At 51.0% G+C, this 13,588-nt stretch carries 10 protein-coding genes; 2 read left to right on the forward strand and 8 right to left on the reverse strand.

Translation table 11 applies throughout. From position 1 onward, the window contains the following. Nucleotides 1-360: a hypothetical protein gene (locus AArcSl_RS16900; RefSeq protein ID WP_161945914.1), complete on the forward strand. Its 360-nt coding sequence runs from the start codon at nucleotides 1-3 to the stop codon at nucleotides 358-360. A gap of 114 nt (nucleotides 361-474) precedes the next feature. On the opposite strand, the gene AArcSl_RS06515 is transcribed toward AArcSl_RS16900, so the two are convergent. The 8 genes from AArcSl_RS06515 to AArcSl_RS06550 form a co-directional block, all read right to left on the reverse strand. Further along, entirely contained in the window at nucleotides 475-1,602 is a 1,128-nt protein-coding gene (locus AArcSl_RS06515; protein ID WP_119816660.1) for a hypothetical protein, read from the reverse strand. A gap of 69 nt (nucleotides 1,603-1,671) precedes the next feature. Then, nucleotides 1,672-2,505: a phage head morphogenesis protein gene (locus AArcSl_RS06520; RefSeq protein ID WP_119816662.1), complete on the reverse strand. Its 834-nt coding sequence runs from the start codon at nucleotides 2,503-2,505 to the stop codon at nucleotides 1,672-1,674. 107 nt (nucleotides 2,506-2,612) lie between these two features. After that, the gene (locus tag AArcSl_RS06525; RefSeq protein ID WP_161945915.1) at nucleotides 2,613-3,995 is read right to left on the reverse strand and encodes a phage portal protein; all 1,383 of its coding nucleotides are present in this window, start codon (nucleotides 3,993-3,995) and stop codon (nucleotides 2,613-2,615) included. Between the two features lie 170 nt (nucleotides 3,996-4,165). Next, nucleotides 4,166-5,731: a hypothetical protein gene (locus tag AArcSl_RS16905; RefSeq protein ID WP_161945916.1), complete on the reverse strand. Its 1,566-nt coding sequence runs from the start codon at nucleotides 5,729-5,731 to the stop codon at nucleotides 4,166-4,168. A 422-nt stretch (nucleotides 5,732-6,153) separates the two neighbouring features. Next, complete coding sequence (locus tag AArcSl_RS06535; protein ID WP_119816666.1) at nucleotides 6,154-6,585, reverse strand: hypothetical protein; 432 nt, start codon at nucleotides 6,583-6,585, stop codon at nucleotides 6,154-6,156. Between the two features lie 184 nt (nucleotides 6,586-6,769). Further along, the gene (locus AArcSl_RS06540; protein WP_119816668.1) at nucleotides 6,770-7,099 is read right to left on the reverse strand and encodes a hypothetical protein; all 330 of its coding nucleotides are present in this window, start codon (nucleotides 7,097-7,099) and stop codon (nucleotides 6,770-6,772) included. Further along, nucleotides 7,092-7,388 carry a hypothetical protein gene (locus tag AArcSl_RS06545; RefSeq protein ID WP_119816669.1) on the reverse strand — a complete coding sequence of 99 codons (297 nt, stop codon included), beginning with the start codon at nucleotides 7,386-7,388 and terminating at the stop codon, nucleotides 7,092-7,094. Before AArcSl_RS06545 ends, AArcSl_RS06540 begins: the two co-directional genes overlap by 8 nt. 231 nt (nucleotides 7,389-7,619) lie before the next feature. Then, complete coding sequence (locus AArcSl_RS06550) at nucleotides 7,620-11,741, reverse strand: Eco57I restriction-modification methylase domain-containing protein (protein WP_217563509.1); 4,122 nt, start codon at nucleotides 11,739-11,741, stop codon at nucleotides 7,620-7,622. A gap of 91 nt (nucleotides 11,742-11,832) precedes the next feature. On the opposite strand from AArcSl_RS06550, the gene AArcSl_RS06555 reads away from it, so the two are divergent. Next, on the forward strand, nucleotides 11,833-12,375 hold the full coding sequence (locus AArcSl_RS06555) for a TATA-box-binding protein (RefSeq protein WP_119816672.1): 543 nt from the start codon (nucleotides 11,833-11,835) through the stop codon (nucleotides 12,373-12,375). Nucleotides 12,376-13,588: the final 1,213 nt, after the last annotated feature.

A 13,588-nucleotide genomic window follows, 5' to 3' on the forward strand; every position in this document is an offset into this window, starting at 1 on the left:
GTGATCGTCGACGGTGGTTTGAGTCTCGACGTAGAAGTGATGGGCGAAGCTGTCCCCATTCGTTCTGTGTTACTACTGGGAGACAACAGTGTCGCCGTGCCTACGATAGGAGAAGATTCGACAGATTGGATTTTCTTGTGTAATGCTGTGTTCAACACCGATGTCGCTGTAATCGACGGAGAGGATGCCGATGTCTGGGCGCCAACCCCTGGGATTGAGGTGGAGACAGTGGCATCCACGGGGGTGGAAATGGGGGATGAGTTCGTCGTCGAGATCGTATCCGTCTGTGTCGATGTAGCAGTCACTGATGTTGCCGATGCAGCGATCACACCTTCAGTGCTCCCCTGCGCAGTATTCTGATCTGTCGTCGCTACAATCGGGCTTGCAGTAGCTGTGACTGTTTCTTCATCATCTTCGCCGAAGGTGTGGGGGAACTCAAAAATAGCCATGGGCTGATCCGGATGTTATCCAGTATTAGTCAATACGTCGCCACTGATCGCCATCACTTACGTACGTTTCAGCCGTCTTCTCAAACTCATAAATGAATATCTCACTGTCTTCACCATACCCAGCAGAGTTTCCTACGAACAGGTGAGATCCAGCATATTGAGTATCACCAGCTGATTGTAAGTCAGTACTCACTTCATCTAAGACAGTACCTGTCGCTCGATCGGTGACTAAGGTGTTATTATCTTGATCTGTCGAAAATACGTACTCGTCGCTCATTGACACACCATACACTCTATCAGTATGTTGTTCGTGTTCCCAAATTACAGAAGGTTCGTCTCCAAGTAAATCAAAGTAGACAAGCTTATTTCCGTCAGATCCCGTTACAGCGTACTCTGAATCAACTTCTGTAGCTCTTACACGCTCATCGTGTAGATCTTCACTACTCCATTCTAGGTAGATCCCCCATCCAACATAGCAATCAACTGTACCATCATCGTTGCCAATGATTATGTGAGGATCGAGATCTGGTTCGAACTCATCAGCGCCAATACTCCATGCCCACCCATCATGTTCTTCGTCGCTGTCTAGTGATTCCTCCTCTAAGTCCCACTCGTGAATTGTCGGATTTTCGTCAAAATCAACTGTGGCAGCATACGGAGTACTCCCACGTGTGTATGAGGCAATCCCATCTTCGAACACCCCAACGTCTTCTTTCCACTCTGTCTCGACAGAATCCGGATCAACCACCTCAATATCTTCAGAGTGTATTAGTACAATACTGTCATCCTGGGAGTTATACGCAATACCATCGATAGAAGTATAGTCATTATCGTACGTCCACACTTCATCGAGTGTTGTAGCATCATACGCAACTAACTCCTCTTCGTTTACACCAACGTATACTAGATCCCGACTCTCGTCGAAATCAGCAGGCATGTCCATTCCCCCACTGTGGATCACCCGCTTTACTTCAGCAGGATTGATAGTACTCTCGTCTACACTCGGACGGGCCCACAAATCTCCTTCGTTGCCTACAGATGGCTCATCTTCTTGAACCTCTGATAGCGCGCGACTCAACTGATCATCGACGTGATCGTTCCACTCATCCGACGGGAGCTCATCGCCCTCTTCTTTCTCTTCGTCCCAAGCCATTGTGTTATTGTAAATTCAGAATGCGTTTGTTCGGCAGCAGTACTGTCTGTGATGCGACAAAATCCCAACTCAGTCGTCGACGATCGGCACCCATGCGCACCGACATCGTGGGTGAATCGGCAGCCTCCCTCGTGCTTCCTCGATCGTGTACGTGTTCCCCTGCAGCGAGGCACACTGCGGACACACCCGATTATCTCCGGCTGTACGGTGCTCGACGTCGGCCTGTACCTCGGTGAAGCCTTCCGATTCCAGCCTGTCCAGCGTGCCCTCTGCGTGACAGTGGATGATCTCAGTCTGGGCCAACGTTCGGGCTCGGTTCATCCCGACAGCATCGACACGATCGTTGAGCTCACTGGCTGCCTTCCTCGGATTCCACCCTTGCGAGATCGCGTTCGAGAGTTCCCTGGAGATCTGCGTATCCATCTCCTGAGTAATTCCCTCAAGTCCGTCGTAGGCCCGGGTGTACAGGATCTCGATCTTCGACGAGTGGATTGGTTGGTTGAACACCTGCTCCAGATTGTCGAGCTTCTCAGCGTCGACTCCTGCCTGTCGAAGGTTTGCACCGGTGTCGGTGACACCCTTCGCGTAGGCCTTCTGGACGTACTGTGAGTGCCACGCATCTCCAGATCGAATCGCACTTTCGTCCGTCGTCTCGAGGATTCCCTCGTCGATCCGTTCGCGGAGCCACGCCTGGAAGCGCTGACGCTTCTCACTGTCGGACAGGAACTCGAAGTCACGTGGGTTCGGAGCCTGATTGACAGCCTGCTGGCTCCCGAGATGGAGAACATCTAGTTCCTCGACTGCTTCGCGAACGTCGCCCTTCAGAGCACGGAATCGTTTGTTAACTTCTGCCTCGAAGTCTCCTCGAAGAGTACGGGTTCTCGTCGGATCTGTAGTTGTCACGGAGGTTGTGTGGTGGTGAGTGTCAGTTGGAAGCCGGTGCAGAGTGCGACGAAGTGGAGACGGATCGAAGTTAACCAACAGTCTCCATCAGAAACGACGAGTGTTGGTTAATCCGCAGTCGGCGCTTGAGGCTCCGACTCGTTCGACGTATCGAGATCGAAGTCGGCGCCGTCTCCCATTGCATCTGGCGTGGATGGTTCACCGTACAATTCCTCGAACTGGGCCTGGACTTGTTCGTTCTCCTCGTCCAGTTCTTCCTCGAGGGCACTCTCTTCCACCTCATCCCGATCCGGGAGGCCGAGAAGCTCGCGCATCTCTTCGGGCGGGACGATGTCGCTCGGTTCGCCCTCGTCGCCAGCAGCTGCCTGGAGGCCACGGGCGAATTCTGCGAACTCCGAAGCGTCGAAGTTGTCGCGGAGTAGCGGGTTCTCCTCCCGTTCCTCCTCGATCGAGAGCTTGACGGAGGCAACGTCGTTCTCACTGTAGCCGAACTCCTCGGCTTTTCGACGGAGAACTGGCGTGAAAGCCTCTTCGAGCTGACGTCGTTTGTTTTCGATCTTGCGCTCGTACTGGGGTGCTTGTTCGGCAGTGACGTCTCGATTAATCGAATCTGTAAAGCCCAATTTGTACTTCGGAACGGGAAGGGTGGAGACGATTTCCTCGACGTACCAGTCCAGGAGTTCTTCGATCTCAGGGACGTCCGAGGAGATCGTCTCGACTTCCACGTCACCGGGGACGAAGTCTTTGGATCCGACTTCCCAGTTGCCCTCCTTGTGCTCGTCACGATAGTCCTTGATCTTGTCCTCGGGCCAGACGCCAGCTCGGGGATCAGTAATGTCACCACTGGGTTCGCCCAATTTGAAAATCCAGTGTGGATAACCTTTCGAGTGGACAGCCTCGCCGATGTCGTCGAGCATTCGGTACAGCTCGTCGATCTCCTGGGAGACGGGTTCGATCGAACTGTTCCCGAAGATGTCCGACGTGTCCGGATCGCGGACGAGTTTCACGATGTCGTTCTGGCTCAGGGGGACAGTGTTTTTGTCATTGAACGGGCCAGCCAGCGCGCTGTTGTCCCACTGTCCGTAGGCTGCTGCTTCACCACGAGACGTCGTCTGGACACCGTCAACCTCGGTGTCGTCGGGACGGATCAGGACTGCCTGGTTCTCGTAGGTGTACGCCGAAACAGTGGAGACGTTGATGAGTCGGAATCCCCAGATCTCATCGTCAGCTTCGGCCTTCGGGACTACTTCGACGAGTGCTGTCCCGCGAACTTCCTCCTGGACGATCGAACCGTCCAGGATCTCCGCGAAGTCGCGATGGGATTCGCCGGCGACGATCGCCGAACTGGAGAGCCACTCTTCGAGTTCCTCGACAAGTTCGTCGTTGTCGGCGTCGACGCGATAGCCGGGTGCCGTAATATCCTCGGCAAAGATGTCGATTCCACGGCGGACGAGGGGACAGGTTCGATATTGGGCCCAGAATTTTTCCAAGTCCCCCTTGTTCGGGCGAATTCGGTGGGTGTCACCGGAGAGGGTGTAATATGCGTATTCATCTGTCCGATTCTCCGACTGAACGTCGGGATCACCGTTCCCGAGAACAGCTTCACGTAGTCGATTTCGAAGACTCATGTATTGGTTATATCAGAAATATTACTCTTCCGTCAGTACGAGTAGAAGGAGTAGCCTGCGTTCGACGACACCTGCTGGACGTTGAGGCCCCACGCAGCGAGACTTACGGCGTCAAGCAAGTCCGGAGATCGTCCGAGAGCATCACTCTTCTTCAGATCCGACTTCGACGTCGCCTTCCAGGTGGTGCCGGACTTCAGTGATTTTTCTTCCAGTTCGATGTGACGGGCAGCCTCCCTGAGCTCGGATGCCACGTCACTCCTGGGTTCGACGGCACCGTTCTCGAGCCAGCTACCCAACTCGCAGAGCGCTTCAGTGCGACAATCCGAGTATTTGGTTCTCTGACGTGCGTTCTCGCTCGCCTTGAACCGAGTGACGTTGTAGCCCTCGCGCTTGAGTTCGTCGGCGATTCCGGAACCCTCACCGATTGCGTCCATGATGACTGGCGTCCGTTCGTCGTCGACGTGGCGCTCGATGAGGCGTTTATTCACCGAGTGATCACCAGGGGACTCGACTGACTCGAGGACGTCGACGCGCTCCGGTGTGATCCCAGCGATCACCGTTCGATCGCCACCACCGCGGGCGACGTCGACACCGTACGCGTTGTACTCTATGTCCGCTGAGTCGGTGCTATCGCGATTTCCGAAACCCGAGCTATCAACAAGCTCCTCCCAGTTGTTCTCAGCTGTGGTGACATCCTCGGCGTAGAACGGGCGGACTGACTTTGCACCCGTCGGCGGGATCACTCCGAGCCGACGTCGGTACCAACGTTCGTCGAGGCCTTTCTCGGTACAGGTGAGAATCCCAGTGTCCTCGTCCGTTTCGAGCGTGTCCAGGACGTTCTCGAACCCGGGGAAATTCTCCCGGTTCCAGCTCCGATAGTCCTCGCGGATCTGTTTGAGATCGACGAGGCCCGGGATCTTGTCACCCTCCGCCAGGCCGGCGTCCACCTGGGCATTGTGGGAGTCCAGCGAGGAGAACTGGATCACCTCGTAGCGAGGATCCTCCATCAGATCGAAGAGGGAATTCCCTTCGTCTCGAGGCGGGTTGCCAATTACTACCATACGATCCTTCTCGTCGGTGATCGAGGACTGAGCAGAGTCGAAATGTTCAGCAGTAATATCTGGCTTATCCGCCTCGTCCACCACCACCTGGACGCGTTTGTTATGGCGTCCTTCGAGGTTTTCGGGGTACCGGCCCGAGATACAGCGGAAGTAGTGTTCGGGATCGTGTTCGAACTCGATACGTGGGGGCGACTTCTTCACTTCTCCTTCCAACGGGAACTCCTCTTTGGCGCCCCGAAGCAGCGACTGCATCGGTTTGAACGTCGCTTCCTCCATCTGGCTGTACGAGCCAGACGTCATGACGACAGTCGAGTTCGGGTTGGTGTAGAGAAAGGCCAGGTTGAGACAGGCGATCGCGAATGACTTCCCAACACCGTTGCCAGATACGATGATGAGGTGTTTGTGTCGAGTAACTGCACGGAGGATCTTGGCTTGTACCTCGGCCAGTTGGACTCCCAGTACGTCCTCTGTGAAGCGGACGTATCGCTGTTCGCCGGAAACGTAGGGCGCGAGTGGATGGGAGTCCGTTGTTGACATCGGAAATAACTAATAAAGGACGGAGCGTTTGTTCACCAACTGGTTGTCGCAGTCTGGCGATTAACACATGAAAACCGGAGTGTGTGTTGTTTATAAACGAACGGCGACAGATGAAACAGATGAAATAGATGAAGGGGCAGTTGGGACAACTGGCACTCTATCGTTCCTGCTAACACTCGAAAACCGGAGTGTGTCTGTTTTATAAACGAACGGCGACAGATGAAACACCTGAAACAGATGAAATAGATGAAATGGTAGTTGGGACACCTGGCACGATATCGTTCCTGCTAACACATGAAAACCGGAGTGTCTGCTTTATAAACGAACGGCGACAAATGAAACAGATGAAACACGGGGTGTTTGTTCCTAACTGATCGTCGCTGTCTGGCGATTAACACATGAAAACCGGAGTGTGTTACTATTTATTCCGAGTCGTCCTTCGCGTTCTCGATCTGTTCCATCCAACCTGCCTGCGCTTCTGCCTTCTTGAGCTCCGGGCCCTCTTCAAGCAAACCTAATTTCTCCAATTCCTTCGTCGTCGTCCGAACGAGTCTATCGTATACCATATTGATCCGATCGGATCGCTCCGAACCTTCGGAGATGAGATCCTCGGCGATGATTGTCTCGTTCGCTCGGAACCGCTTGACGGTGTCGAGGGCTACGTTGCGGATCGCATTCCGCTCGTAGGCACCGACGTCGCCGTCGAATTTGTCCAGGAGATCAGTCGAGATCTCGACGACGAGTCGCTTCTCGTCGTCCGACATGTTCTCGAAGAGGTTGTCTCGCTTCTGGTACAAGCCGTGCGTCACTGCGTTGTCGTTGCCCTCTGGGGCGCCAGGTTTTCCGTTAGTCATAGTTGTGTCTCAAAAAATCAGTCGTCTGAATCGTGCGCTTTGATTCGGTGTCGACGCATCAGTTCGTCGTTCCCGAAGAGGCGATCACAGTCGGGACACTGGGCGAAGAGTTCACCTTCTGCGACTGCGTCGGAAGTCGCAGGATCTTCCGATCTCTCGTCGAGAGAATCAGAAAAATCAGTCATCAGTCAAAGCGGATCTTGGTTCGTTTCGTCCGAGGATGCAGGCCTTCGATCTCGGCCTCACACTCGGCGCAGACGATGACGAGGTTGGCGCGCACCGGTTCCTTGTCGGAGTCAACCTGATGGACATCCAGGGACTCCTCGGCTCCACACCGGCGACACTGTCCGTTGTCACGGGCGTAGACTTCGGCCTCGAGCCCGTCGACGGCCTGTCGGGGAGCAGTCTGGGCTTCCTCGGCGCCGTCGCAGTGGGCCTTGTGGGCGCCGATCCCGCGCTTGTCGAATTCTTCTCCACAGTATTCGCACTCGACGGTGTCAGAGCCCTCAGTCATCGTCTTCCTCCAGTACAGCGAGTTCGGTGACAGTCTGGACGGTGGCGATCCCGACGTCGTCGTCCTCGTAGGCCTCTTCGAGGCCGTCCTCGTCGAACATCACCTGTGACGTAACGTAGCTGGTGTCGTCTTCGTTGAGCTCGTCAACGTCGTCGACGATCGAACGGGCCACCGTCTCGACAAGCGTCAGCTCCACCTCGTCGTAGGAGTCGAAGACGGAGAGATCGAGCGGGACGGTGACTTCGTAGGCGTTGAGTTCGAGTTCGTTTATGGGCTGTTTTGTCGTCATTTGGTTTCTCTTAATTACAGTAGTTGAACTCATCCCAGTCGAAGCTAGCAGACTGTCAATCTGCGAACTCGTTTCGCTGTAGGAGTCGTTCTAAATGTGATTTCAGAATAAGGACGTACTACTGTTCGTACTATAGTATAGGTGCCCGACGTACCTTACATTTCGGCGACGATTAGGTAGCCTACAAGTAGGCCATACGAGATTAATTAGTCTAGAAGAACTCGATGAGTCCTAGAATTCTGGATCGATTTTCTGGACTTTTTCGTACTGCTTGTTGTATCGGTGGATCATCTCACGATGGCGATCAGAGTCGATCCCGTACAGTCCGAACACGATGTCGTCTATTTCCTCTTCAATATCACTGATTGAATCGGAAGCGAGCGTCTCTTGATCTTCTTCGAGTTCCCTGAGTGCGTCGGAAGCCACATTATCGTCCAGAGGCAGTGGAATCGTTACTGACTCGTTGGCTGATAGGGATCTCCCACTCAGCGCTTCAACGACATAATCAGCCTTCGTTCTAGTGTCGATTGCACTGTGGTTGATTCCACCGTCTTCTAACGTAACTGTGAATCCACCGGAAAGATCGGAATCCAGTGATGGATTAGCGATGTAAGACGACGAAGGTGCATACGAGACTGGCGCAAACTCCTCACCTGATTCACGTGCATCAGCTATGTATGGATCGGGGAATTGGGGGACTTTAATTTCAAGATCTTTTAATTCCAATATATCCTTTACTAATTGTTTTAATTCACGTTTCTGGGTTGCACTACCGAGATTAACTGGCCATTTCGACGTGTAGTCTTCTATATAGCTGTATGCATCCCCTTTATGTATACGTGAATGTTGTTTGTGGAAGAAGTCGACAACCTCAGAATTCAGAACGGCAGCAAGAGCATGTTTCACAGAATCTTCTGCGAGAATGGCATAAACGCGTGCATTATGGGGAGCCATAATCCCCGCATCATCGAAACTAAGTTTATTTCTCTGTGCTTGATTTCCAGTTAGAAGTTTTGGTTTTGGAAGTGATTCTATATTCTGTCTACGCATATATCTATACCACCACAAGTTGTTATCTAGTTCTTGGACTTTGGATGGGGCAGAACGCAGTTCTGAAGAAAGTTTCCGATATTGAGAGGGAGATAACGAACTATTATCTTCATCGTCCGCATTGAAAACCCCTAACTGGGATGCGAGTTCAATGTGAACGTTCTCTCGTTCGTTTGACTCATCAGAGAGAGTTTTTAGGACTTCCTCATCAGTAAAATATTCCCACGTCAAAGGATACGATTCTGCCAGTTTTGTTGGTTTGATGAGTTCTGCACGATTATCTCCCTGAATATACGGGACAAAGACGAGTCGATTATTCCAGTTTGGCAACCACCGATCTGCGTCTTCCCCAGTAATGTCAAGTTTCATCAAACCAGTTTCAACGGTATACGTTTCATCAATGTCTTCTGGAGTAATTGTTAGCCTGTCTAATTCATGTAACTTTTCTTTAACTATCCCAGTCGTTGGATAAACCACATAGGCACCATCTCCGCTTGTTTGAATCCCTACTCGGATATCGTCACCTACCAAGTTACCATCATTTACTGGCTTGTTATTCCTAATCACATTTTTATCTCCGAGTCGCATCTCTGTAGAGTCTTCAATCTGATTGAGTATCCGGAACTCTTCTGGTGAGGCTACCGGCCACACGTCTGCGAGAGGTAGATTACGAGTTAGTGTGATCTCCCCGAATTTGCCTTCAAAAGTCTCGCTAAGCTCTTCTGTCTCGACACGCCCAGAACGAGTATAGACACGAACTTGGAACTTCCGAGAGTCGATTTCAAAGAAATCAACTGATTCTGTAGGTTCTCGAGTTCGAATCTGTTCGACGAGTGCTGATACACTATCATCCCAGTCCCTTACGCGTGTTGCTGAGATCTCGTAGGTGTCTGTGAATTTATCATTCTCAATGAACGATTCCCAATCGTCGTTGTATACCTCCTTTTCAACGACGATTAGACTCGAGTAGTTGGTTGCGTCCTCAAAGAGTTGATAATCGGTGAAATCGATGAGTTCTTGGATATTATTTTTGGCGAGAAATGCTCTGATTTCTTTGCCACCCTGGTTTTTTAGATATCGGTTTGAAACTAGGAACCCGAGATTTCCTCCAATTTTCAGGATATCTAATCCTCGCTCCATGAATTGGAGGTACGGATCGGTTTCCTTCCAAGCAGACAGATAGAGTTCCTGCATCTGTCGCTTTTCCTCTGTATCCTCGTGACGGCTTTGCTTCGCAACCCATGGCGGATTCCCTACCACGTAGTCGTACTTGATATCATTCTTGAGCGTAGCTCCAAGAACGACATCCTCAATTAGCTTCAAGAGCCGGCCATCATTGTACTCCTCACGGAGCGCTCGGATAGTTTCAAGGAATTCATTCGCTGTATCATGAAACACACTTGCAATCTGCTCTACACTCCGCTCTCGGGTGAAATAATCGTAAAAATAGGGGATGAGTTCCTCACTAGATATCTCGTACGATTCGTCTTCAGCTTCTGCTTTAACTGCGTCAAAGACTGCACATAGTGCAGAGAAGTACTGTTGTTGATTACTGATTTCTCCTGATGTAATAGACTGAACGTGGCCGAATTGAGGGAATTCGAAGTCCATCGATTCGAATTCCGCTCCATCTCCATTCCGAATTGGCAGAGGCATAGTGAATTCAACCTTCCCTCCCCCATAACTCGCTGAAAGCGATTGCTGAACGCCCTCTTGCGCTCTCGATTCATCCAGTAGTGAGTCGGTGCGGAAGATAGGTAATCGCCTAAGAACGAGGTTCGGCTCTGCTTCTATGGCACGTTTGTAGTCCTCCAAAATTTCAAGCATAAACCGAATTTGGGCAAGGACAACTGCGAAAGGGTGGATGTCAAGTCCGACGATACGGGCGCGATTACAGAGATCTTGGAGGGCTGCCGGGAGATCGTCTCCGTCCATATCTTCCTGGTATCGATCAAGGGCTGCCATGAGGAAGGTACCTGAACCACACGCTGGATCGATCAGGCGTTCATACTGGACATTATCCCCGTATCCAGTAGATTCGACAATATAGTCACAAACAGAAGGTGGGGTGTAGAACTCACCGAGTGCACGTCGAGTCTTCGGATCGAAGTACTGCTGATAGAGTTCACCCAAAGGATCGCCTCGAATGCTTGAGAAGTCGAACCGAGCCATCGTAATTGTGAACTCAATAAGAGACTTCCCGAATTCGTCGTATTCAGCGGGCCAGTCCTCCTCGGCTATATCTCGGGCGGATAGCTCTTCAATCTCTTCCGCTGGTTGTGTCCACCAGTAATATATATCCTGTTCGAAGACGGACTCTACAAGCTCCTCACGCATCGTCCACATCAGACTTCGGCCTGTTTGGACGTGTGAAACCGGTTCAACCTGTCCGCGGAAATCTATCGTCTCGTCCTCAATATGCTCTGAGATGCTAACGTTCGGGAACTCGTAGTCTTCACAAGCCTTTGCCAACATGAGCCGGCCGAGCATCGACTGAACCGTCTCCACTGCGAACATCACTTTTTGCTTGTTCGACGCACTCCCGGCAATATCCCGCCACTCCTCGGGGAGATCGTACCAGCTCGGATCTGAGGCATAATACGACTGCCAGAACTGGTACGCATCTCTCGGGAACGTTCCGCCCTCGGCCGAGTATTCTTGCTCCAGATAGTAATCGAGAAGTTCGTAAGTCTGCTCAAGCATCTCGTAGAAGAGTGTGTTCTTCTCAAGACGGAACGTATCGAGAAACTCATTCCGCCCCACCGGTTCCCCTTCGACTAATTCACCAACGGAAACGGTATCAGCAGTGCTAAAGTAGGATTCGACATCGTCGACAGATTCAAACTCGTAGTCTGGCTTCTCTAACTGTTCCAACTCTGTTAGCTGTTCCTCTAAGAGTGAGTCAAGTTGGGCCCGATATTTACGCTCTCGCCTATTTCGGCCCACACGCTCGTAAAGAATGAGTTCCTCACCATTAGTGAGTATTCCGTACTTTGCACGGAGTGGAACTACATACTGTTCCCAAAGCTGGCCGGTATGGCTTGCAAGATCTTCGGATCGAGATGGCTTCTTGAACTCGACGACAAAAATGACGTTCCCGTATTTGTCCTTCGCAAAGTAATCGGGACGATCGCCTCCGACTATATGATTCTCGGAGCGTACGTCGATCGGGATTCCTTCGTATCCGAGCTCCTCAAAGAAATTGTAATCAGTAAAGACATCCGTTACTTCGCTCTCTTCGAGATCAGGACGTTCTTGAATTCTTCGATATATATTTTCAAGCAGTTCCTTCAATTGGGACATAGAAGGCGTCTCGGAGGATGTAGACTTTAATCCTCCCCCTCTAAGTTTACCCTACAGACTAGCTAATGAATACAAGAGGAGGCCAATAACTATGCATGTTGTAAATGTAGTTTCGTCGGGACAATTAGGCCGGGAACTGGATTTACCTGAACTTGCTTCTGCACTCTCCGATTTATCTGCAGACGCTGAATACCATCCAGAAACCTTCCCTGGATTGACAATTAGATTTGATTCGTCAAACTATATTATCGTCGTCTATTCATCAGGTTCCTATGTTATTATGGGTGCTAGTTCCGAGGAAGAGGTTACAAACGCATATGAACGATTCTTGAGAATTTTAGACAAATTAGACATTGAAACTAAACCTGAAGAACCAACGGTAGCAAATTTAATCTGCAAAGAAAACCTCGAAATAGAGATAGATTTAAATGCATTAGTTCTTAAGCTAGGTTTTGAAAATGCTGAATACGAACCTGAAACATCTCCATTTGTTTATTATTGGCCAGACGGCTTCGACTGTTTGATTACTATTCCATCAAATGGCGAAGTAATTGTGACTGGCGTGACGGATGAGAGTGTAGCAGAACGTGCTATCGATGAACTTCGTGGGTTGATCGACGATCCTTCCTTCTAGACGCTCCTTTTGCTATTCAAACAACAGATTATTCATATATTAGACAGTATCATATGATAATTAACATAATATAGATATTATCTCGATGCAGTGCCGATACATGTACTTTTGGAATGTTCTTCTCTATCCAAAGTTTAAAAGCAAGATGGCTATATTTTCCCACTGGGGAAGTGTAGTAAACATCACGTGCCTCTGACATCACTTGACTGATTCCCCTTCCCCATTTTAGCTGGATGGTTTGTGAGGAGCGCGTTCTCCATACGAAGTACCATGTCCACAGTTTGGGACACCGGAGTTTCCACAGTAGGGGGTGGAGTAGCCCCTCAAGTTCACCACGTTCGGGCGACACAAGGCGCTCGATCGGCCTCGAGGCTGGCGATCGTCGAGCCGAAGAGGCTCCAACGTGTTCCGGAAGCTGACTACTCCTTAATACATAAGCAGATTTAGTTATATCAGAAAAGTTATATGGCCCACCATCGACGAAGCTCGGGTAGTGATCGACTGGGTGCCTGGTGGGGAGAGGCGGAGCACCCTCACCTCCCACCTGTTACTTGATCGGGTTCGAGGGTAACGACGTCGGGGACAACGACGGAGCGCGCCGGTGCCGTTCGGTTTCGAGAGGACACAGTGTCGTTTTCACCAGTACTGGTTCCGCTTCGACGATGCTCCTTAGACTTCAACCTCACCCAGTAGCGTGGAACACCACTCCGTCTAGTGTAGAACCAACGTACCTATTCCTATCCATACTCCGTGGGAACCTTGCTTGTTCGGACAAGGCCCTGTTGGAGCAGTCAGTGATCATGTTTGGACACTACTCGTGCTAAGTTGTGTTGAACCCTACATATGTTATGTACAAGTATACAAAGCCGAGATCGAGGAGTAATTCGAGTTGGAATGGACTCGGTGGGGATCTGCAGGGGGACAGAGATCAAATCTGAGTCGGCCCACGTCGTCGCTGATCGATTCATGTGGGCTCCGAATGGGACGCATCATCTCGGTGCTCAAGAAGCTCTCACAGCCCGCTGTGTGGCTCCTGAGATTTCAGCTGTTGTCTGAACTGTGACGGCATCGATCTCAAAGAGATCGGTGTACTCACAGAGACGGCAACAGATGGCTCTCTAAGCGGTTCCAGGTGCGACGTAAGGGTTGGCCCATGGTTGCGTCACAACGAGCTGTGCGACGCTGTGAGGGCTGTCAGTTTGGACGTGAGTTC

This window comes from Halalkaliarchaeum desulfuricum (assembly GCF_002952775.1).
In the GTDB taxonomy this organism is placed as follows: Archaea; Halobacteriota; Halobacteria; order Halobacteriales; family Haloferacaceae; genus Halalkaliarchaeum; species Halalkaliarchaeum desulfuricum.

Coding starts and splice junctions, on each gene's coding strand:
- AArcSl_RS06515 (WP_119816660.1), bottom strand. CDS start 1,602: ATGGCTTGGGACGAAGAGAAAGAAGAGGGCGATGAGCTCCCGTCGGAT.
- AArcSl_RS16905 (WP_161945916.1), bottom strand. CDS start 5,731: ATGTCAACAACGGACTCCCATCCACTCGCGCCCTACGTTTCCGGCGAA.
- AArcSl_RS06535 (WP_119816666.1), bottom strand. CDS start 6,585: ATGACTAACGGAAAACCTGGCGCCCCAGAGGGCAACGACAACGCAGTG.
- AArcSl_RS06540 (WP_119816668.1), bottom strand. CDS start 7,099: ATGACTGAGGGCTCTGACACCGTCGAGTGCGAATACTGTGGAGAAGAA.
- AArcSl_RS06545 (WP_119816669.1), bottom strand. CDS start 7,388: ATGACGACAAAACAGCCCATAAACGAACTCGAACTCAACGCCTACGAA.
- AArcSl_RS06550 (WP_217563509.1), bottom strand. CDS start 11,741: ATGTCCCAATTGAAGGAACTGCTTGAAAATATATATCGAAGAATTCAA.
- AArcSl_RS06555 (WP_119816672.1), top strand. CDS start 11,833: ATGCATGTTGTAAATGTAGTTTCGTCGGGACAATTAGGCCGGGAACTG.